The sequence below is a fragment of the Deinococcus phoenicis genome (genome assembly GCF_000599865.1).
GTDB lineage: Bacteria > Deinococcota > Deinococci > Deinococcales > Deinococcaceae > Deinococcus > Deinococcus phoenicis.
In genome coordinates this window covers 1-19944 of sequence record NZ_JHAC01000062.1, presented here as the reverse complement: position 1 = coordinate 19944, position 19944 = coordinate 1, and the positions used below count along the sequence as shown (strand labels likewise).

Genomic DNA, 19944 nt, shown 5'->3' with positions numbered 1-19944 from the left:
CTGGTTTCAACGGTGTGGCTATACCCTCACCCGGCAACCCTTATGAGCGCCGTCCTAGACCCACGACCCCGAAATCTCCCGCACCCGCAGCGTCGTGCCTTCCGCCCCGACCACCAGCACCGAGGCTCCGACGGGGGTGTCGGGGCCGGTGGCGCGCCAGTCGCTGTCACCCACCCGGACGCGGCCCACGCCGTTCACGATGGGCGCGGTGACGGTGACAGTGCGGCCCACCAGGCGGTGTGCGCCCGTGTTGAGGGTGTCGCCCTCGTCACCGCCGACGGGCAGACGGCCCACGTAGCGCCGACCGATCAGGACCGCCGCCACGCTGAGGGCCGCGAAGAGCAGCAGTTGCACCGTGACGGGCAGCGGCAACACGAACACCACCAGCCCGAGCGTGAAGGCCGCCAGCGCGAGCCACACGAAGAACACGCCCGGCAACGTGACCTCCAGAATCAGCAGCAGTGCGCCCAGCACCCACCAGTGCCAGGGCCGCACGTGTTCAAAGGTCGGCAGCCAGTCCATCCGTCAGCTCCTCCGGGGGCCGTTGCCCGCCCCGCTGCTCCCGCCGCCGAACGCCTCGCGCGCCACCTCTGCGATGCCCTGGAGGCTGCCCAGCATGGCGGTCGCCTCCAGCGGCAGGATCAGGGTCTTCTGGTTGGGCGCGGTGGCGATGTCCTTCAGGGCGTCCACATAGCGCTGCGCCACGAAGTAGTTAATCGCCTGCACGTTGCCGGCGGCGATGGCCTCGCTGACCATGCGGGTGGCGGCGGCCTCGGCCTGCGCCTGCCGCTCACGGGCCTCGGCTTCCAGGAAGGCGGCCTGGCGGCGGCCCTCGGCATTCAGGATCTCGGCCTGCTTCTCGCCCTCGGCCTTGAGGATGGCGGCCTGACGGAAGCCCTCGGCATCCAGAATGTTGGCGCGTTTCTCGCGTTCGGCCTTCATCTGGCGGGCCATGCTGGCGACCAGATCGGCGGGCGGCTTGATGTCCTTCACCTCGATGCGGGTGGCCTTGACCCCCCACGGCTCGGTGGCCTCGTCCACCACCATCAAGAGCCGGGCATTGATCTGGTCGCGGTTGCTCAGCAGTTCGTCGAGGTCCATGCCGCCCATCACGGTGCGGATATTGGTCATGGTGAGGTTCAGGATCGCCTGCTGGAGGTTGCGGACCTCGTAGCTGGCCTTGGCGGCGTCCAGCACCTGATAGAAGACCACGCCGTCCACCGTGACGAGGGCGTTGTCCTTGGTGATGACCTCCTGGCTGGGCACGTCCAGCACCTGCTCCATCACGTTGACCTTGCGGCCCACGCGGTCGATGTAGGGAATGATCAGGTTCAGTCCGGGCTTGAGGGTGCGCTGGAACCTGCCGAAGCGTTCCTGCGTCCACTCGTAGCCCTGCGGGACACTCTTGATCCCGGCGAGCAGCGTGACGATCACCAGCAGGAGCAAAACGACGACAAAGATCGTGAATCCCATTCAGGCGCCTCCTGTCAGCAGTACGCGGGGGCAGGGGCGTGGGTTCCCGCCGGGACGCTGGCCCCCACCCTCTAGACTCGGGGCGATGACAGGCGAGGCAAATGCGGCGGCCCCCCACGCCCAGCTCCCAGAAGCCCAGCTCCCAAAGGCACAGCTCCCGGCCGCCCAGCTTCCGGCTCCCGGCCTGCCCCTGGTGAGGCTGACGGGCGCGACTGTCCACGCGGGCGGGCGCGTCCTGCTGGACGGCGTGAGCCTGACCCTCCACCGGGGCGAGGCGCTGCGGCTGGCCGGGCCGAACGGCGGCGGCAAGACCACCTTGCTGCGGCTGCTGGCGGGCGAGGTGGCCCCCGTGAGCGGCGAGCGGGTGTACGGGCTGGGCGGCGGGGTGCAGCGGTCGGCGGTGCGGGCACGGCGCAGTTTGAGCGTGGTGGGGCCGGACGCTGAGGCCTTCTACCTCACGCGGGACTGGGCGCAGACGGTGCGGGACGTGATGCTGGCCGGGTTCGAGGGGGACACGCTGCGGCTGTGGGAGCCGGGCGCGGACGCCCTGGCCCGGCTGACCGAGGTCGCGGCGCTGACGGAGGTGACGCCCCTGCTGGACCGTGACTTCCGCACGCTCAGTCACGGCCAGCGGCGGCGGGTGGTGCTGGCCCGCGCGCTGATGCCGCGCCCGGAACTGCTGCTGCTCGACGAGTTCACGGACGGGCTGAGCGCCGGGGCGCGGGAGACGCTGGGGCGCGTGCTGCAAGCTGTTCACGCGTCCGGGGTCGCCACCGTTCTCGCCACCCACCGCCCGGAGGAAGCCCCGCCGCTGGCTTGGCGGACGCTCCGGGTGGAAGGGGGGTGCGTCACGGCGGGGAACGCTGCGGCGCCTGCCCTGACCGGGGGCATCCAGCTGCCGCCGCCGCCCGGTTCGGGGGACCTGGTGCGGCTGCGGGACGTGCAGGTCTACCGCAACGGGCACCCGGCGCTGGGGCCGCTCTCGTGGACGTGGGCGGCGGGGCAGCACTGGCTGGTGACGGGCGAGAACGGCAGCGGCAAGAGCACCCTCGCGCGGCTGATCGCCGGGGAACTGCATCCCGCGCGGGGCGGCCAGCTCGAACGCCCCTACCTGCGGCGCGACCTGCTGACCGAGCGCCGCCGCACGGTCGGGTTGGTCGGGGCCGAGGTCGGCATCCGGCAGCGGCGGGCCTGGGCGGGCCGTGACGTGATCGGCAGCGCCTGGAGCGGGACCGAGGGCTTCGCCCCCGACCTCACGCCGGAGCAGGCGGCGCGGGTGGAGGAACTGGCCGCCCAGCTGGACGCGGCGGACCTGCTGGACCGAGAGGTGCAGACGCTCTCGCAGGGGCAGTTGCGCCGCCTGCTGCTGGCCCGCGCCGTCGCCCACGCCCCCCGCCTGCTGATTCTCGACGAGGGGCTGGACTTTCTGGACGCCGCCTCACGCGCCCGCTTTCTGGCGCTGCTGCCGGAGATGGTCCGGCAGGGCACCCACGTCATGGTGATCGCGCACCGCGAGGAGGACGCCCCAGCGGGCCTGACCCACCACCTGCGGCTGGAAGGCGGGCGCGTGAGCCGCGAGGGGCCGCTCTAGAGCATTTGCCATAAGAATGCGGTGGTGTTCCGCGTTCGTTGGCCGAGCGGAGCGAGCGAATTCAGGAAGAGCATTGGGCAGAATGGAGGCACCTGGGGCGCCGTTCCCCGGGGGCCGTAATTCTGTCAAATGCTCTAGCCCTCCGCCTCCAGCCGGTCGGCCAGCGCGTGCAGGTACGCACCCAGCGCTTCCGGCCCCGCGATCTGCGTGTGCGCGTGCGGGGCGAGCAGGGGCAGGCTGCCGAGCTGGACGGCGTACCCGGCGAGTTCCAGCATCGCCACGTCGTTGTCGCTGTCACCGAAGGCCACCGTGCGCTCCAGCGGAATCTCCAGGGCGTCGGCGATCAGGGACAGCGCCGCGCCCTTGTGCGCACCCACCGGCGTGACCGTCAGAAACTCGGTGTAGGGGGGTTGCGCACCGGTCAGGACGAGGTGCGGGTGAGTCTCGCGCAGGCGGGCCGCGAACTCTGCGACCTCCGGGTGGTAGAAACCGACTTTCAGGATGCCTTCCTGCGGCGCTTCGGCCAGCGGGCGCGAACCACGGGCACGCATCCAGCCTTCCGGCTCGCGGCCCGGCGGAAGGTCCACATACAGGCCGTCCGCCGTAAAGACCACCACGCGGGCGTCCTCCAGCTCATGGGCCAGCACAGCCTGCAATTCGGCGGGTGTGAAGCGGGCCTCGGCGTGGAGCTGGCCGCCGATCTCGATGCGGCCGCCGTTGTTGGTGGCGACCGCGTCGGGCCGGGCCGTCTCCAGCACGTGCGGCGGGGGCAGGTCGCGCCCGGTGATGACCGCCAGCCGCACCCCCAGCGCCCGCAGCCGGGAGAGCGCCTCCACGGTCGCCGGCGGCACTTCCCGGCCCGCATCGGGAATCAGCGTGCCGTCGAGGTCGAAGGCGAGCAGCAGGGGCAGCCCCGCAGGAGGAAAAGGAACAGACAGGCGGGAGGTCACGGGCGGCAGCCTAGCAGTCCCGGCAGGGGGGCAAAGGAAAACCGCCCACCTGTGAGGGCGGGCGGCGGGCCGGGGAACATCCGGCCAGAGAGCGGAGCTTACTCGCCCTGCGTCTCTGCGGCAGCGTCCTGCACGGGGGCGACGGCCTGGGCCTCGGTGCTGGCCTTGGCCTGCTGGGCACGCGCGGCGTCCTTCATCACGCGGCTGCGGTCGCTCTTGATGCGGGCGGCCTTGCCGCGCAGTTCGCGCAGGTAGTACAGCTTGGCGCGGCGGACCTTGCCGCGCTCCAGCACGCTGACCTTGGCGAGCAGCGGGCTGCTGAAGGGAAACACGCGCTCCACGCCCTCACCGAAGGAGATCTTGCGGACGGTGAAGCTCTTGCGGCTGCCGGTTCCGTTGATGGCGATGACCACGCCTTCAAAGGCCTGGTTGCGGGTGCGGTTGCCTTCGACGACCTTCGTCTCGACGCGCACGGTGTCGCCGGGCTGGAACTCGGGGTGATCCGTCTTGATGTGGGCCTGCTCGACCGAACGCAGGATCGCGCCGCGGTTCACTTTGATGTTCTGCATTTCTCTTCTCCTTTGCCAGCGGACCGTCCCACCTTCCCGCTTTTGCGGGCAGAGACGTTCTTGACCTGATGTACGCTCCCGGCTCTGCGGGGCAGACCTTGGGAGTATACGTGGGCGGGCGGGGACACTCAAGGGGCAGGCCGCCCGCAGCACCGGCGGGAGGCTGCTGGATTTGCCCCAGCGTCAGCCTTTACCCGGCGTTTAAGAACCGCTATGCCGAGGCCTGAACCACCGCAGCGCAACGGAAGGAGCATATCTTACCTTTCTCATCTGACGGCCCCGGCAACATGGCGGCGTGAGTGAGTCCGTCGAGAAGAGAGACGCGTTGCTGGCCGGAGCACGGCAGGCGGTCAGCCAGCAGCGCCGCCGCCTCGCCGAGGTGCGGGCGCGGGAACACGTGGGCGCGGCGGGCTGGGCACAGACAAGCACCCTGGAAAACATCCTGCGGGCCGGACGCGAGGGCCTGGCCGCGACCGACACCCTGCGCCAGCTGGTGCGCTTGACCACCGAACAGGTGCGCTCGCTGCCCCTGGCCGGGCCGCAGGAGGAACGCGACGGGCATGTCCGCGCCCTGACCGACATCGTCCAGCGCGGCGAGGGGCAGATCACGGCGGCGGAGGCCCTCGACGACCTGATCTGTCAGGCCCTGGAGGACGTGACCCGCACGCCGGTCGCGGACGTGAACGTGCAGACCCTGCGCCGCATTCACGAGCGCGTGCAGGAGCAGGTGGAGGCCCTGAACACCATTATCGGGTCGGCGCGGGCGCAGGCCGGCACGCTGGAGGAGGTGACGCGGCTGGCCCAGCTGAGCGCCGAGCATCAGGACCGGGTGAACGCCCTGCGCCAGTTCAGCGCCGAGGAGGAATTGCAGGCGTTGACGGCGGCGGGCGAGGGCATCGTGGAGCGCATCGCCGAGCTGGACGAGGCCGCACCCAGGCAACTGGACGCCCTGACCCACATCGGGGAGATCGTGGGCCAGAAGGTCACCGACACGGCCGCTTCGGTCCCCGAGCAGGCCCAGGCGCTCGACGACCTGGCCCGGACCCTCCAGCAGAAAGCCGAGGAACTGCGGGGCGAGGGCTAGCCAGGAAGCCCGCCCATCAGAGCGTGATCCAGTACCGCCGGATGGGTTTGTCGTGATACTGCGGCACCTCGAACTCGCCTTCCAGCCCGCCGCCGTTCGCCTCGATGACCCCGCGCGAGGCGAGATTGTCCACGTCGCAGGTGACCAGCACGCGCGGGAGGCCCAATTCGCGGGCGCGGTCCAGCGCGAGGGCAAGGATACGTTTCCCATGTCCCTGCCCACGTGCGCCGGGGCGAATCTCATAGCCGATATGGCCGCCGAACTCACGCAGACGGTCATTGAGGGTGTGGCGGAGGCTGACCCGGCCCAGATAGGTGTCGCCCTCGACCAGCCAGCGGTATTCGGCGTGGACGTAGCCAGCGGGCAGCTCGGCGGGCGGCTCGAAACGGCACAGCGCGGCCAGCAGGGGCCCGAAGTCGGCCTCGGCTTCCTCGACGTTCCAGGTCAGCGTGTCGCCCAGACCGCTCCCGGTGGCCTGAGCCTCACGCACCGCGTCCAGAAAGCTCGCCTTGTACTGCTCGGAGGGGGGAACCAGGATGGGCATGGGCCAGGGTAGAGGTCGGGACAGGAGGCGCGCCTCCACCAGAAGGCAGATGTCCGCTCAGCCGTCCATCTCTCCCGGACACTCCGACCCATCGCCTTTTCGCTGTCCTGACCACTGGGCGCACCTCCGGCGACCAGCCCCACTGGTGAATCTCTCCCTGAATATCGGCTGCCAGCACGTTAATCCGCCGGGGCGCGGCGTACAATCGGGCCGTGAAGGACGCACCATTCGATGTGCTGGACCTGGGCACCCTGCCCTACCGTGAGGCGTGGGACGTGCAGCATGAGCATCACGCGCGCGTCGCGGGCGGTGGGCGGCCCACACTGCTGCTGGTCGAGCATCCGCCCGTGCTGACGCTGGGCCGCAAGGCCAAAGAGGGCACGAACATCATCGTGACGCGTGAGTACCTCGCCGCCCAGGGCATCGAGGTGCTGGAGGTCGAGCGCGGCGGGGACGTGACGTATCACGGTCCCGGCCAGCTCGTCGCCTACGCGATCTTTCCGGTCGGGCGGCGCGTGCAGGACTTCTTGCGGCTGCTGGAGGGGGCGACCATCGAGGCCCTCAGGCTGCTGGGCCTGCCCGATGCCCGCCCCAACCCCGGCTACGCGGGCGTGTACGTGAACCCGCGCGAGGTGAACGGCCGCGAGTACGAGCAGAAGATCGCGTCCTTCGGGGTGGCGGTGCAGCGGAATGTCGCCCTGCACGGTCTGGCGCTGAACGTCACCACCAACCTCCAGCACTTCGAGCTGATCGTGCCCTGCGGCCTGAGCGGCACGCAGATGACCAGCGTCGAGCGCGAGTACGACTTGCGCGGCCTGAACCGGACGGCCAGCCTGACAGAAGCGCGCGCCGCCCTCACCCGCGCCTTTTTCACCACCTTCGAACCCTACGACTGGACGCTGCCGGAACCCGCCGGGACCGCACCGGCAGCCACCGTCCGGGCAGCACCAGGGAGCCACGCATGACGCAGCAGGAACCCAAGTTCATCAAGAACGGCATCTACCGCAAGGACAGCGTGCCCGTCCGCGAGAAGAAACCCGAGTGGCTCAAGGTCACCATCCCGACCGGGCAGGTGTACGGCGAGGTCCGCAAGATCGTCAAGGAACACCGCCTGCACACCGTCTGCGAGGAGGCGATGTGCCCCAACATCGGGGAGTGCTGGTCACGCGGCACCGCGACCTTCATGCTGATGGGCCACATCTGCACCCGCGCCTGCCGCTTCTGCGCGGTGGATACGGGCAATCCGATGGGCAAGCTCGATCTGGACGAACCCGCCGGGGTGGCCGAATCGGTCCGGCTGATGGGCCTGAAATACGTGGTGCTGACCTCGGTGGACCGCGACGACCTGCCCGACGGCGGCGCGTACCACTTTGCCAAGACGGTGACGGCCATCAAGCGTGAGAACCCCGGCACCCGCGTCGAGGCCCTGACGCCCGACTTCGGCGGCAACCCCCACTGTGTGGACCTGGTGCTGGAGAGCGGCGTGGACGTGTATGCCCAGAACCTCGAAACGGTGCGCCGCCTGACCCACCCCGTCCGCGACATCCGCGCGAGCTATGAGCGCACGCTGGGGGTGCTGAAGCACGCCAAACAGGCCCGCCCCGACGTGATCACCAAGACCAGCATCATGCTGGGCCTGGGCGAGACGCGCGAGGAGTTGCGCGAGGCGATGGCAGATTGCCGCGCGCACGGCGTGGACGTGATCACCTTCGGCCAGTACCTGCGGCCCACCATGCACCACCTCCCCGTCGAGCGCTACGTCTCCCCCGCCGAGTTCGACGAGATCCGGGACGAGGGCATGGCGATGGGCTTCCTGGAAGTCGTGGCCGGGCCGCTGGTCCGCTCCTCCTACAAGGCCGAGCAGATCGTGATGGACCGCCCCACGGACCTGCCCGACCACCTCGCGCACCTGGAGGGCGGCGAGCAGCTCAGCCTGATCTGAAGCCCGGCAGGTCGAGGGGGTCGGGAGTTGCCCGGCCCCTTACCCTTGCCCCATGCGAACGCTCGTCGTCGGTGGAACCGGAATGCTCGCGGGCGTGGTCCGTGCCCTGCTGGACGAAGGTGACGAGGTCTTTGTCCTCGCCCGCCGCCCCATGCCGTTTCAGCATCCGCGCCTGCACCCGCTGGGGGCAGATGACACCGACGCGAACGCACTCCAACCGGGGGCATTCGACCGGGGGGTGGTGTGGATTCACGGCACAGCCCTGGAGGCGCCCTCGCAGCAGGTACGCGGGCCGTGCTGGCATGTCCTGGAAAGTGCGGCGACCAATCCCGCCAGGCCGGGTAGCCAAAGGCGTGAGCGCTTCGCCGCCCTCGGGAACGACGACCGGGAAGTGATCCTGGGCTTCGTGGTGGAAGGCAACGGCTCCCGCTGGCTCACCGACGAGGAGATCAGCGCCGGCGTTTTGCACGCCCTGCACCACGACCTGAAACGGCACGTCATCGGCGGAGTAGAACCCTGGAGCGCGCGGCCCTGACAGAAGCCCCCGCCGAACCTCAGTTGAAGATCTGGGTCCAGCTGTCGCCGAGGCGACCGGCAGCGGCGTCCGGCGCGCTGGTGTGGTGCCCGGTCGCCATCGTCGTCCAGCCCGCCCGCATCATGTTCTGGCAGTGGCCGGAACTCTTCATCCAGGCGACCGTGACTTCCTCGGGGGTCCGGTACCCCGCCGCCACGTTCTCACCCCAGCCGCTATAGCCCACGCCCTTGCCGTAGGTGGCGTAGCTGCGGGCAATCCGGTCGCCCGGCGTGGCCCCGTAGAAACTCGGGGCCGCCCTGTCCGTCTCATCGTGGCCCTCGTAGCGCACCACGCTCATGTAGACGCTGTGCATCCGCGCGGCGTGCGAGGAGACGCCGTTGTAGGTCAGCGGCTTGAGGGTGCCGGGCCGGAAGGTACCGTCCACGCACGACCCCCGGATCACGTCCGCTCCATTCACCGTTCCCTGGGTGCGGGCCTCGTTGATCAGTTCCAGCATCCGGATCTCCTGCGCGCTGGGCGTCACGTACACCGTGCCGGTGACGCTGCCGTCACCACTTCCCACCGGCGCACCGACCGCCGGGATGAAGACTCCGGGCGTGGGCGGCGTGGTCGGGGGCGCGGGAGGAGCGGTGACGGTCAGCGTGACGCCTGCCGTCCGGGTCGGGTCGGCGCTGCTGATCGCCGTCAGTGTGGCGGTCCCGGCGGCGACGGCACGGACGACCCCGCCGCCGTCGATGGTGGCGACGGCGGCATTGCTGGTCTGCCAGCGGACCGTCTGATCGAAGGCTCCCGTGCCGCTGACCGTGGCCGTCAGCGTCAGGGTGCCGCCGACCGTGAGGGCCGCACGGCTGGGCGTGACCGTCACCCCGGTAATGGTCGGCGCGGGCGCGGGGGTTGACTTGACCGTCACGGTCGCGCTGGCACTTCTGGACGGGTCGGCCACGCTGGTCGCCGTGATGGTGGCGCTTCCGGCACTCCGGGCAGTGAGGCGGCCCTGGGCGTCCACCGTCGCCACGGCTCCGTTGCTGGTCGTCCACTTCACGGACGGGTCGAAGGCCCCGGTGCCGCTCAGGGTCGCGGTCAGTTGCAACGTTCCGCCCACGCTCAGCGTTTCGCTGCCGGGGGTGACCGTCACCCCGGTGACCGTGGGCGCGGGGGCAGGGGCAGCGGGGGGCGGGGCAGCAGGGGGCGGAGCCGCCGTGACCGTCAGGGTCACCCGGGCACTCTTGCCGGGATCGGCCACGCTGGTCGCCGTGATGGTGGCGCTTCCCGCCGAGCGTGCGGTCACGCGGCCCTGACTGTCCACCGCCGCCACCGCCTCGGCACTGGTCGTCCACCGCAGGGTCTGGTCGAAGGCTCCGGTTCCCCTCATGGCGGCGACGAGAGGCAGGGTCTCTCCGGCCGTCAGGGTGGTCCGCCCCGCCGTCAGAGTCACCTCCAGGACCGTCGGCGCAGGAACCTGGGGCGTCGTCGGTGCCTGGGGCGTGGGGTCGGCGGTGGGCGCAGAAGGCCCCGCCTCGCAAGCTGCGAGCGTGACAGACAGCAGCAGCAGGGCCAAAGAACGACTATGCTTCATGGATTCTTGAAGTTTGCGGGGTCTGCCCGCACCCTGTCTGTTAATTAAACGCGGTGCGGCCCTCGCTTGCTCCCGGCTTTGCTGCCAGCGAGAGGGAAGGACTGCGCTACCCAAGGCCCGCTCAAGGCGCACGCAACGACAAAAAAGCCCCGTCATGGACGGGGATTCTTGTTTCCTGGTGCGGATGCCCAGACTTGAACTGGGGACCTCACGCTTATCAGGCGTGCGCTCTAACCAGCTGAGCTACACCCGCACACCTTGCTCGGCCTGTCCTCTCGGATGGGCGGGTGACAATCTAGCAGGGGGGCGCTGGGGTGTCAACGCCTGCCCGGAAGGCGTCAGGGGAAAGTCCAGCCAGGCCCAGTCCTCTTCCCCCGGCGGGGGCAGCACGTGTGTCAGGTTCCGGTGAGGACGGGCATGGTTCCCTGCCTGGGTATGCGTGATCCCTTCCTGCCGTTTCCGGACGCCCTGCCCCCGGCAGATGCGTGGCACGGATACAGGGTCTTCCGACGCAGCCCGGACCGCCGGGAGACCTATCAGCGGGTGCTGCCCCTCGCCCTGCTGGGGACACTCCTGCCGCTGGCCCTGTCCCCACAGGCCACCTCCGGCCTGCTCCTGACCACCTTGCCGCTGCTGGCGGGCCTGCTGGGTCTGGTGCTGGCGCTGTCCCTGGTGCAGCGTTGCCCCCCGTGGCTGCTCGACCTGCTGCTGCTGCTGGGCGGCTGGCTGCTGATGCTGGGCCAGCTGGCCCTCAGGCTGTTCATGCCCGGCGAGGGGAGTGACCTGGCGCTGCTGGGCAACGTCGCCCCCTGGTTCCTGGCGCTGCTTCTCGCACCGGGCTGGCTGCTGGGGGGCCGGCGGGGCCGGCACCTGAGCGGCGCGGCCCTGGGAAGCACGCTGGCCCTGACCGCCGCCTTCGCCCTTGGCCCCATGGAAGCGCGTGGGGCCGAAGGTCACGCCCTGCTGGGTGCCCTGGTGCAGCTGCTGCTGGTTGGTGGAGCCATGCTGCTGGGGCAACAGGCCGCGGCGCGCCGCACCCGCACAGATGCCCGACGCGCCGCCTGGACGGACATGACCGGTCAGGAGTTCGATCCCCTGACCGGCCTTCCGGGGAGGCGGACCCTGGAGCGCGTCCTGACCGGCCACCTCCGCCACCGCCCGGCAGGCCTGACAGTGGCCGTGCTGAGGGTGGATCACCTGGAGCAGGTGACGCGGGATCAGGGGGTGGCCTTTGCCGAGGCGCTGCGCGCCCATGTGGCCCGGACCCTGACCGCCGCCATCCGCGACGAGGACGTGATCGGGTGCCTGAACGACACGACGTTCGCGGTGCTGATGCGTATGCCGGACCCCCGGTTCGCGCGGGCCGCCTGCGAGCGGCTGCGCGTCCGGGTCGCCTCGCGGCCCCTGAATGGCATTCTGCCCACCGTCAGCGTCGGCGTGGCGGTCTGGGCAGGACAGGCGGGCAGCCAAGCCCTGCTGGAAGGCGCGCAGCAGGCCCTCGGCTGCGCCCGGCAGGATGGGGGCAACCGGGTCCACCTCTCTACCGAGCCGCCCGCCTCCCTCGCGTCCGCCCCGGCCGCCTGAACACCTGCCGGACCTGCCCTCAGCCTGAAGGGACGGATTAGACTTGGGGACGACGCGGGAGGCGGCCAAGACCCTGGGGCCTCCCGCTCCCCCTCCCCCCAGGCGGGCCGGCGCTGACACAGGGCTGACAAAGGGGCGGAGAATCGGAGAGGATCATCATGGTGCTGTCGAAATTCATGCCGAAAAATCCCCAATTCAGCGCGAAGTTTGCTGAAGCCGCCCGCAACGCGCACGCCACCGCCCAGGCGCTGGTGGACCTGCTGGAGAACTACACGGACGTGGAACGCAAGGTGCAGAAGGTCCGCGACCTCGAACACGAGGGCGACCGCATCACCCGCGAGATCACGAACCTGCTGGCCGAGTCCTTTATCGTGCCCTTCGACCGCGAGGACATCATCGGGCTGAACAACGAACTCGACGACCTGGTGGACGACATGGAGGACGCGGCCCGCAAACTCAGCCTGTACGGCGTGGAGCGTCCCCTTCCGCAGATGGCGCAGCTCGCCCGCGTGGTCGAGCAGCAGTGCGCGCTGCTGGCCCAGGGCATGCCGATGATCGAGGACGCCGGGCGCATCCGCGAACTCGCCGCGCTGGCGCAGCAGATTCGCACGCTGGAAGACGAGGGCGACACCATCAGCGACGAGGTGCAGCGCACCCTCTACCAGGGCGTGAACGACGTGCCCGGCATGATCCGGGCCATGCGCGGCGGCGAGATCGTCAACCTGATCGAGGACGCCTCGGACCAGGCGCAGCGCGTCGCCAAGACGGTGGAGAGCATTCTCCTGAAGAACGCGTAAGGCCGGGGTCCCGACACTATGGAACCTGCCCTGATCGGCCTCGTCGTCATCATCGCGCTGGCGCTGGCCTTCGACTTCATCAACGGCTTTCACGACACCGCCAACGCCATCGCCACCAGCGTCGCCACCAAGGTCCTGACGCCCGCGCAGGCGATTGCCATGGCCGCGATCCTGAACGTGGTCGGCGCCCTGACCGGCACCGCCGTCGCCAAGACCATCGCCAGCGACATCGTGCCGCAGCAGTACGCCACCCTGGAACTGGTGGGGGCCGCCATCCTCAGCGCCATCATCTGGAACCTCTACACCTGGTGGAAGGGCCTGCCCAGCAGCAGCAGCCACGCGCTGATCTTCAGCCTGGTGGGCGCGGGCGTCGCGGCGGGCGGCTGGGGCATCATCATCCCCAGGGGCGTGGAAAAGACGCTGACGGGCCTGCTGACCAGTCCGGCCCTGGGTTTCGTCGTCCCGATCCTGCTGATGGGCCTGCTGTCCTGGCTGGTGCTGCGCTGGATGCGGCCCCGCACGGTGACCCGCACCTTCCGCTGGGCACAGATCGTCTCGGCGGCCTTTATGGCCTTTAGCCACGGTGGCAACGACGCGCAAAAGACCATGGGCATCATGACCTTCGCGCTGAGCGCCTACGCCGGGGCCGCCTACGACCACGTGCCGCTGTGGGTAATCCTGTCCGCCGCCGCCGCGATGGGTCTGGGCACCAGCATCGGCGGCTGGCGCATCATCAAGACGATGGGCTTCAAGGTCGTGGACCTCAAGCCCGTGGACGGCTTCGTGGCCGAAACCAGCGCCGCGCTGATTATCCACACGGCCAGCACGCTGGGCATTCCGGTCAGCACCACCCACACCATCAGCACCAGCATCATGGGCGTGGGCACCACCAAGGGCTTCCGCAAGGTCAAGTGGCAGGTCGCCGGACGCATCGTGACCGCCTGGTTCACCACCATTCCGATCTGTATCGCGCTGGGGTGGGTGATTCACAAGATCATCCTGGCGACGGGGGTCTAGGGCAGTCGGCAGCGTTCAGCCGTCAGCGAAAAAAGCGGGGGAAAAGCAGCGGGGAGACGCCAGTTTCAGCTCCCCGCTGCTTCTTTTTTCCCCCTGCCACTGGACACACGCTCCAGGCCCTGAACGGCAAGCAGGTCTCCCAGCAGGGCGCGGGCGGTGCGCGAGGGCACCTCGGGCGTGAGGGCCGTGAGGGCGCGCTCCAGGCCGGGCAGGGACAGGTCGGGGCTGGCGAGGTGGCCGGCGGCCCGTTCGCGCCGCACACTGAGTTCGGAGACGAAGGCCGCTCCCAGGCCGCTCAGCACCGCCTCCTTGATCGCCTCCGTCCCGGCGAGTTCCAGCACCGGCTGCACCGTGATGCCCGCCTGTTGCAGCACCTGCTCGGCAACCTCGCGGGTGCCCGAACCGGCCTCGCGCCAGATCACCTTAAGGTGCTGGAGGTCGCCCGCGCCCAGGTGGGGCCGGGCCAGCGGGTGCTGCGGCGACAGGATCAGGCGCAGGGTGTCGTACCCGATGACGGTGGCCTGGACGCCCCCGGGGAAAGGCTGGCCCGGCCCTTCTATCAGGGCGAGGTCGGCCTGGCCTTCCCGCAGGGCGCGCACGGCCTCGCGGGTGTTGCCGGTCTGGATGTCCAGGGTGACCCCAGGATGCCGGGCGTGAAAGGCGGCCAGCGCGCGGGGCAGGACCTGCGCGGCGAGGGTGTTGCTCGCCACCACCCGCAGCGTGCCGTGCTGGAGGTCTTGCAGGTCGTGGGCCAGCTGCCGGGCACCGCCGAGCGCGCGTTGCAGCGCCTGGGCGTGGGGCAGCAGCGCCTCTCCCGCCGGAGTCAGCCGGACCCCCTGACGGTGCCGGAAAAAGAGCGGCTCGCCCACCGCGTCCGCGAGCCGTTTCAGTTGCGTGGACACCGACGGCTGGCTGAGATGCCGTTCACGGGCGGCGGCCGTGAGGCTCCCGGTCCGGGCGACGGCGGCGAAGGTCAGCAGCGGCTCGGCGTGGAGGGTCATAGTTCAGTTATAGCTATTTTTACAGAGTAAGGACAAAAACTTCGATTTGATCTATAACTCGGCCGCTTCTAGCCTGGGGCCATGTCCAGATTGACCTCATTCACGGCTCTGCTGCCGGGCCTTGCCCTGGTCGCGCTGCTGACGGCGGCGGCTTCTGTGCTCTCGACCCTGCCGGGGCTGCGGGTGTTCGGGGCGCTGGGACTGGCGCTGCTGCTGGGGCTGGCCCTGCGGGGGCTGCTGCGGCTCCCGGCCAGCATTGGACCGGGCGCGGGATACGCCGCGCGCACGCTGCTGCGGCTGGGCGTGGTGCTGCTGGGCGTGCGGCTCAACTTCGTGCTGTTTGCCCAGGCAGGCATGCGGGTGCTGCTGCTCGATCTGGCGGTGATGGCCGTGGGGCTGCTGAGCATGACCTGGCTGGCCCGGCGGTTGGGGCTGCCGCGCGGGCTGGGGCTGGCGGTCGCGGTCGGCTCCAGCATCTGCGGCGCTTCGGCCATCGCCGCAGCAGCCCCGGTCATCGCCGCCGACGAGGACGAGGTGTCGGTGGCCGTGGCGGTCTGTAGCCTGCTGGGAACCGCCGGGGTAATCGGCTACAGCCTGCTGGCGCTGCCGCTGCACCTCAGCGCGCAACGTTACGGCCTGATGACCGGGTCCACCCTGCATGAGATCGCCCAGGTGCTGGCGGCGGGCGCGGCGCAGGGGGGACAGGCCCTCGACTTCGCCATGCTGACCAAACTCACGCGGGTGGCCCTGCTCGCGCCGGTGCTGCTGCTGCTCGGCGCGCTGCTGGCGCGGAAGGCGGCGGGCGGGCGGCCAACCCGCGCGCGGGCACCGCTTCTCCCGCCCTTTCTGGTGGGCTTCTTGCTGGTCGGCGTGGTCAGCAGTACCGGCCGGCTGCCGGAGCCGTTGACAGCCCACCTCCAGACCGCCAGCCTGCTACTCACGGCAGCCTCGATGGCCGGCATCGGCCTGGGCGTGGACTTCGCCGTGCTGCGCCGCCTGGGGGGACCGGCACTGGGGGTCGGGGGCCTGGGCTTTGGCCTGCTCCTGCTGGTGGCCTTTGTGGGGACGCGGTGAGCGGTCCCTACCGGCTCTCCCCCACCGCTTCCCGGCTGGCCCACAGTTCCACCAGGCCGCGCAGCGTCAGCGTCTCGTCGTAGTGGTCGATCTCCTGGCAGATCCCCTCGATGGTGCGGGCAAAGCCGCCCGTGGCGATGGCGACGGCGGGGGCGGGCAGCTCGGCCCGGACGCGGCGCAGCAGGCCGTCCACCATCTCGGCGTACCCGAAGACCAGCCCGGATTGCAGGGCGTGGACCGTGTTCTTCCCGATGGCGCTGGCGGGCGCTTCCAGCGTGATGCGCGGGAGCTTGGCGGCGCGGGCAAAGAGGGCGTCGGCGCTGACCTGCGCCCCGGTGGCGAGAATCCCGCCGATAAAGCGCCGGCCTCTGCCGATCACGTCGAAGTTGGTGCTGGTCCCGAAATCCACCACGACCGCGTACTCGTAGCCGTCCAGGTACCGCTCCGCGCCGAAGAGGTTGCACAGCCGGTCCGCCCCGACGTTGCCGGGCTGATCGAGTTCGACCGTCACGTCGGGGAGGTTGTCGGCCATCACCTCGAACGCCTCGATGCCGAAATGCCGGCGCAGCGCCAGCGCGTAGTTGGCCCCGACCGGCGGCGCCACGCTGCTGAGAACGGCGGCGCGAGGAATGGCCGCCCCGGACAGCGTGAAGAGGCCGTGCAGTTGCAGCGCCAGGTCGTCGGGCAACACGTCGCGGTTGGTGCGGATACGCCAGGTGTGCGTGAGGTCGAGGCGCTCGTCCGCGAGGCCCAGCACGGTGCTGGTGTTGCCGATATCCACGGCGAGGAGGGGGAAGGAGGCGGGCACGGGGGCAATTGTAGGCGCTGCGCCGGTGCTGGCAACGCCGGCGCGAACGCGCTAGCGTGCGGGACAAGCACAATTCACCCCCCACCCTGGAGGTTCCCCCGTGGAGAAATCGTTGCTGGAGCATCCGCTCGTGCCGCCCACTGGCGCCCTGAAGGCCGCCGCGCCCGTCTCGCCCGAGGAGGCCGCCCGGCTGCTGGCCCTCGACCCGCCCGCCTACTGGCTGGAAATCGCCCGCGAACTGACCTGGGACACGCCGCCGACGGTGGCGCTGGAGGGCACGCTGGGGGACTTCCGCTATTACCCCGGCGCGACCGGCAACGTCAGCGTGAACTGCCTGGACCGCTGGCCCGCCGAACGGATGGCCCTGCTGTACGAGCGTGAGGACGGCCTGCGCGAAGAGTGGACGTATGGCGAGCTGACGGACGCGACTGCCCGCTTTGCCGCCGCCCTGCAAGACCTGGGGGTGGAAAAGGGCGACCGGGTGGCGATCTATCTGGGGAACGTGCCCGAAGCCTTTATCGCCATCCACGCCTGCTACCGCATCGGCGCGATCTACTCCGTGATCTTCGCGGGCTTCAGCGCCTCGGCGGTGCGTGACCGGCTGGAGGACGCCCAACCAAAAGTCGTGGTCTGCACCGACGCCACGCTGCGCCGGGGCAAGGTCGTCCCCCTCAAGGCCACGCTGGACGAGGCGCTGGAGGGGCTGGACCTCCCCCACGTGATCGTCGCGCGGCGGGTGGACCGGGACTCTCCGCTCAAGCAGGGGGAACTGGACTTCCACATGCTGCTGGAGGGCACGACCCGCCGCGCCGAACCCGTTTCCCTCGAAGCCAACGAACCCGGCTTCATCATCTACACCTCGGGCACGACCTCCAAGCCCAAGGGTCTGGTTCACGCGGGGATCGGCTTTCTGGCCGGGGTCTACGCGAACGTGAAGTGGGCGCTGAACCTGCGCCCAGGGGACGTGTACTGGTGTACGGCGGACGTGGGCTGGCTGACCTTCCCGATTTTCGCGCTGGTGGGCGGCCTGGCGCACGGCGCGACGCACGTGATCTACGAGGGCGGCATCGACACGCCCACCCCCGCCCGCCCCTACGAGGTGATTGAGCGGTACGGCGTGAACAAGGTCTTTACCGCGCCGACCGCCCTGCGGATGCTGCGCCGCGCCGGGGACGCCCCGCTGGCCGGACACGACCTGAGCCGCCTGGAGTTGATCGCGCTGGTGGGTGAGCCGCTCGACCCGGAAACGTGGCACTGGACCCAGGGCAAGCTGGGCGCGGGGCGCATCTTCGTGAACAACACCTACGGGCAGACGGAAACGGGCACCGCCTGGGCCAGCTCCATGGTCGGCCTGACCCCCACCCGCCCCGGCAGTTGCGGGCATCCCCTCCCCGGCTACCGCGCCCGCGTGGTGAGGGACGACGGGACGGAAGCGCAACCCGGCGAACTCGGCGCGCTGACCCTCACCGAGCCGTTTCCCTGCCTGGCACGGACGGTGTGGGGCGACCACGACCGCTACGTGCAGACGTACCTCTCGGATTTTCCGGGCAGCTACGCCGCATCCGACGCCGCGCTGATGGACGAAGGCGGACAACTGTGGGTCACGGGCCGCCTGGACGACGTGATGAACGTGGCCGGGCACCGCATCGGCACGATGGAGATGGAAGCCGCCCTCATCACCCACCCCGCCGTCAGCGAGGCCGCAGTGGTCGCCAAGCCGGACGAGGTGAAGGGGGCGGTGCCGGTCGCCTTCGTGGTGCCGCGCGGGGACGCGCAGGCCAGCACCGCGTTGGAGGGCGAACTGGCGGACGCCATCGTGCGCGGCGTCGGCCCCATCGCCCGGCCCGCCCGCGTGATCGTCACGCCCACCGTGCCCCGCACCCGCAGCGGCAAGATCATGCGGAGGTTGCTGCGCGACCTGCTGGTGACGGGAGAAGTGAGGGGCGACCTGACCAGTCTGGAAAACCCGGACGCGATCGAGGTGGTGCGGGCAAGGATCGCGGAGGGCTGAGCGGGAAAAAGAGTGAGAGCCGGAGAAAGCCCCGGCTCTCTGCCCACTGGCCCCTGCGCTTACTGAAAGCTGCCCAGGTCCAGCCCCACGCTGTAGGCGCAGTTGCTGTCCGCCTCGGTCCGGACGAGCAGGTCTACCCTATCGCTCGCGCCCACCCCCGCCTTCAGCGGCTCGAAGTAGTAGACCAGGGTACCGGACCACTTGCCCGCGTCCTGCTTGAAGTCGTTGACAAAGCTCTTGCGGGTGGGAGCGATCATCTTGCCGTCGGGTGCCCTGAGGCGCACCAGGTAGGCGTCGCGCGCCTTCTCGCTGGGGAGGCCACGCACGTTCACGTCCACGCGCAGCAGGCCGTCGGTCAGGCGCTTCCCCGCCAGGTCGGCGCCGAGGGCGTCGGCGGCGCTGAGGTTGCGGAAGTTGTCGCGGGCGTCCTGCGCCTGGAAGTACAGCTGGTCGGCCTGCCCGCTGACGGTGACGGCGGCGGGGCGGCTGCCCTTCGTGAAGTCGGCGGGCGCGGCCAGCCAGTCGGCCAGGCACCTGTCGCCGCCGTCGAACGCCTTCACCGCGCCGTCTCCGGCGGCGAACTTGCCGTCCTTCACGGTCAGGTCGAGGGTCTGGTAGGTGGGCACCGGGTCGCGGCGGCCATACGCGCCGTCGATGACGTTCTTGGCGGTCGTTTCCTCCAGCTTGGGCACCCACGCCAGGGCGGGGGCCGACAGCAGGACGGTCAGGGCGAGCAGGGTCGGTTTACGCATGTTGCACCTCATAACAGGGGGGAATGACGGGGGGCTGACGGCCCCGTGAGGCCGGGCCTCAGTCCTTCAGGTACACGACGCGGCAGGCGGCCCCCGCCGAGCGGAACTGGGCGGCGGCACCGCTGCCGAGAACCGCGTTCGTAAAGACGCCGCTGCCCCGCGCGATGCGGGGTTCTTCCACCCGCACCGCCTTGACGCGCGTCACGTTCTGGAACTGGCCGATCTGGCTCTCGGACGTGATGTAGGTGTGCAGGCTGCCTTCCTGCACGAGCTGGGAACTGACGCCCTTGATGAGGGACGCGTCGGGCCACAGCTGGGTCCCGCCCTCGTCGTACACGAAGCTGGTCATGTCGCGCTGGAAGGCCCCCAGGCCGCGCACGTCCACGACCACCGTGCAGTTCAGGGGCCGGTTTTCGTTGCCGGCAGCAGCACCACCGCCGCCACCCGCGCGGGCCGTCTCACCGCCGCCGGTGCCGCCGCCCGCCGGGGTGCCGGACCCCGGGCCGCTCCCACCGCCGGAGCGTCCCGCCGCCGGAGCGTCACCCGCACCGGACGGGCCGCCGCCGTTTCCGGTCCCGCCTGTGCCGCCGCGTCCAGCGGTGGCCGGGCCGGGGTCGGGCGCAGTCCCCGCGCCGC

The 19944-nt window shown here is 70.2% G+C and carries 20 protein-coding genes and 1 tRNA gene; 10 read left to right on the top strand and 11 right to left on the bottom strand.

Annotation, left to right across the window (positions count from 1 at the left end):
* Positions 1 to 54: 54 nt before the first annotated feature.
* The gene (locus DEIPH_RS15690) at positions 55 to 522 is read right to left on the bottom strand and encodes an NfeD family protein (RefSeq protein WP_034359912.1); all 468 of its coding nucleotides are present in this window, start codon (positions 520 to 522) and stop codon (positions 55 to 57) included.
* 3 nt (positions 523 to 525) lie between these two features.
* The gene (locus DEIPH_RS15685; protein WP_034359910.1) at positions 526 to 1473 is read right to left on the bottom strand and encodes an SPFH domain-containing protein; all 948 of its coding nucleotides are present in this window, start codon (positions 1471 to 1473) and stop codon (positions 526 to 528) included.
* Between the two features lie 85 nt (positions 1474 to 1558).
* Here DEIPH_RS15685 and DEIPH_RS15680 point away from each other — a divergent pair, with 85 nt between their 5' ends.
* Positions 1559 to 3064, top strand: a complete 1506-nt coding sequence (locus DEIPH_RS15680) for an ATP-binding cassette domain-containing protein (RefSeq protein ID WP_081790951.1) — start codon at positions 1559 to 1561, stop codon at positions 3062 to 3064.
* Between the two features lie 134 nt (positions 3065 to 3198).
* On the opposite strand, the gene DEIPH_RS15675 is transcribed toward DEIPH_RS15680, so the two are convergent.
* Both DEIPH_RS15675 and rplS read right to left on the bottom strand, forming a co-directional pair.
* Positions 3199 to 4014: an HAD-IIB family hydrolase gene (locus DEIPH_RS15675; RefSeq protein WP_034359908.1), complete on the bottom strand. Its 816-nt coding sequence runs from the start codon at positions 4012 to 4014 to the stop codon at positions 3199 to 3201.
* A gap of 98 nt (positions 4015 to 4112) precedes the next feature.
* Complete coding sequence (gene rplS / locus DEIPH_RS15670; protein WP_034359906.1) at positions 4113 to 4583, bottom strand: 50S ribosomal protein L19; 471 nt, start codon at positions 4581 to 4583, stop codon at positions 4113 to 4115.
* 295 nt (positions 4584 to 4878) lie between these two features.
* Here rplS and DEIPH_RS15665 point away from each other — a divergent pair, with 295 nt between their 5' ends.
* Positions 4879 to 5667 (top strand): hypothetical protein, encoded by a 789-nt coding sequence (locus tag DEIPH_RS15665; RefSeq protein ID WP_034359905.1) that lies wholly within the window; start codon positions 4879 to 4881, stop codon positions 5665 to 5667.
* Positions 5668 to 5683: 16 nt separating this feature from the next.
* On the opposite strand, the gene DEIPH_RS15660 is transcribed toward DEIPH_RS15665, so the two are convergent.
* Positions 5684 to 6211, bottom strand: coding sequence for a GNAT family N-acetyltransferase (locus tag DEIPH_RS15660; protein ID WP_034359903.1), 528 nt, complete (start codon positions 6209 to 6211; stop codon positions 5684 to 5686).
* A gap of 212 nt (positions 6212 to 6423) precedes the next feature.
* Here DEIPH_RS15660 and lipB point away from each other — a divergent pair, with 212 nt between their 5' ends.
* Genes lipB through DEIPH_RS15645 form a run of 3 tightly spaced genes read left to right on the top strand, consistent with a single transcriptional unit; the run spans position 6424 to position 8688 of the window.
* Positions 6424 to 7176, top strand: a complete 753-nt coding sequence (gene lipB, locus DEIPH_RS15655; protein ID WP_034359901.1) for a lipoyl(octanoyl) transferase LipB — start codon at positions 6424 to 6426, stop codon at positions 7174 to 7176.
* Entirely contained in the window at positions 7173 to 8153 is a 981-nt protein-coding gene (gene lipA / locus DEIPH_RS15650; RefSeq protein ID WP_034359898.1) for a lipoyl synthase, read from the top strand. The genes lipB and lipA overlap by 4 nt, the downstream gene beginning before the upstream one ends.
* A 52-nt stretch (positions 8154 to 8205) precedes the next feature.
* The gene (locus tag DEIPH_RS15645) at positions 8206 to 8688 is read left to right on the top strand and encodes a Rossmann-fold NAD(P)-binding domain-containing protein (RefSeq protein WP_034359896.1); all 483 of its coding nucleotides are present in this window, start codon (positions 8206 to 8208) and stop codon (positions 8686 to 8688) included.
* 19 nt (positions 8689 to 8707) lie between these two features.
* Here DEIPH_RS15645 and DEIPH_RS18915 read toward each other — a convergent pair whose 3' ends face one another.
* Both DEIPH_RS18915 and DEIPH_RS15635 read right to left on the bottom strand, forming a co-directional pair.
* Positions 8708 to 10264 carry an Ig-like domain-containing protein gene (locus tag DEIPH_RS18915; RefSeq protein WP_161636080.1) on the bottom strand — a complete coding sequence of 519 codons (1557 nt, stop codon included), beginning with the start codon at positions 10262 to 10264 and terminating at the stop codon, positions 8708 to 8710.
* Between the two features lie 176 nt (positions 10265 to 10440).
* Positions 10441 to 10517: transfer RNA gene (locus tag DEIPH_RS15635), tRNA-Ile, on the bottom strand.
* 182 nt (positions 10518 to 10699) lie between these two features.
* Here DEIPH_RS15635 and DEIPH_RS15630 point away from each other — a divergent pair.
* The 3 genes from DEIPH_RS15630 to DEIPH_RS15620 all read left to right on the top strand — a co-directional run bounded on the left by DEIPH_RS15630 (position 10700) and on the right by DEIPH_RS15620 (position 13662).
* Positions 10700 to 11848 (top strand): GGDEF domain-containing protein, encoded by a 1149-nt coding sequence (locus tag DEIPH_RS15630; RefSeq protein WP_152544988.1) that lies wholly within the window; start codon positions 10700 to 10702, stop codon positions 11846 to 11848.
* A gap of 158 nt (positions 11849 to 12006) precedes the next feature.
* Positions 12007 to 12645 (top strand): DUF47 domain-containing protein, encoded by a 639-nt coding sequence (locus DEIPH_RS15625; protein ID WP_034359892.1) that lies wholly within the window; start codon positions 12007 to 12009, stop codon positions 12643 to 12645.
* An 18-nt stretch (positions 12646 to 12663) separates the two neighbouring features.
* Positions 12664 to 13662 (top strand): inorganic phosphate transporter, encoded by a 999-nt coding sequence (locus DEIPH_RS15620; protein ID WP_034359890.1) that lies wholly within the window; start codon positions 12664 to 12666, stop codon positions 13660 to 13662.
* A gap of 65 nt (positions 13663 to 13727) precedes the next feature.
* Here the strand turns inward: DEIPH_RS15620 and DEIPH_RS15615 are convergent, their stop codons facing one another.
* The gene (locus DEIPH_RS15615) at positions 13728 to 14663 is read right to left on the bottom strand and encodes a LysR substrate-binding domain-containing protein (protein ID WP_051517440.1); all 936 of its coding nucleotides are present in this window, start codon (positions 14661 to 14663) and stop codon (positions 13728 to 13730) included.
* 81 nt (positions 14664 to 14744) lie between these two features.
* Between DEIPH_RS15615 and DEIPH_RS15610 the strand changes: the two genes are divergently transcribed.
* On the top strand, positions 14745 to 15737 hold the full coding sequence (locus tag DEIPH_RS15610; protein ID WP_034359888.1) for a YeiH family protein: 993 nt from the start codon (positions 14745 to 14747) through the stop codon (positions 15735 to 15737).
* A 7-nt stretch (positions 15738 to 15744) separates the two neighbouring features.
* Here the strand turns inward: DEIPH_RS15610 and DEIPH_RS15605 are convergent, their stop codons facing one another.
* A complete protein-coding gene (locus DEIPH_RS15605) occupies positions 15745 to 16545 on the bottom strand; it encodes a type III pantothenate kinase (protein ID WP_034359886.1) in 801 nt (266 codons plus the stop codon).
* A 100-nt stretch (positions 16546 to 16645) separates the two neighbouring features.
* On the opposite strand from DEIPH_RS15605, the gene DEIPH_RS15600 reads away from it, so the two are divergent.
* Entirely contained in the window at positions 16646 to 18556 is a 1911-nt protein-coding gene (locus DEIPH_RS15600; RefSeq protein ID WP_034359885.1) for an acetate--CoA ligase, read from the top strand.
* Positions 18557 to 18615: 59 nt separating this feature from the next.
* On the opposite strand, the gene DEIPH_RS15595 is transcribed toward DEIPH_RS15600, so the two are convergent.
* Together DEIPH_RS15595 and DEIPH_RS20485 are read right to left on the bottom strand one after the other, a co-directional pair.
* A complete protein-coding gene (locus DEIPH_RS15595) occupies positions 18616 to 19308 on the bottom strand; it encodes a hypothetical protein (RefSeq protein ID WP_034359884.1) in 693 nt (230 codons plus the stop codon).
* Positions 19309 to 19366: 58 nt separating this feature from the next.
* Positions 19367 to 19944 (bottom strand): hypothetical protein (locus DEIPH_RS20485; RefSeq protein WP_034359883.1); only part of this gene is annotated, 578 nt, incomplete at its 5' end.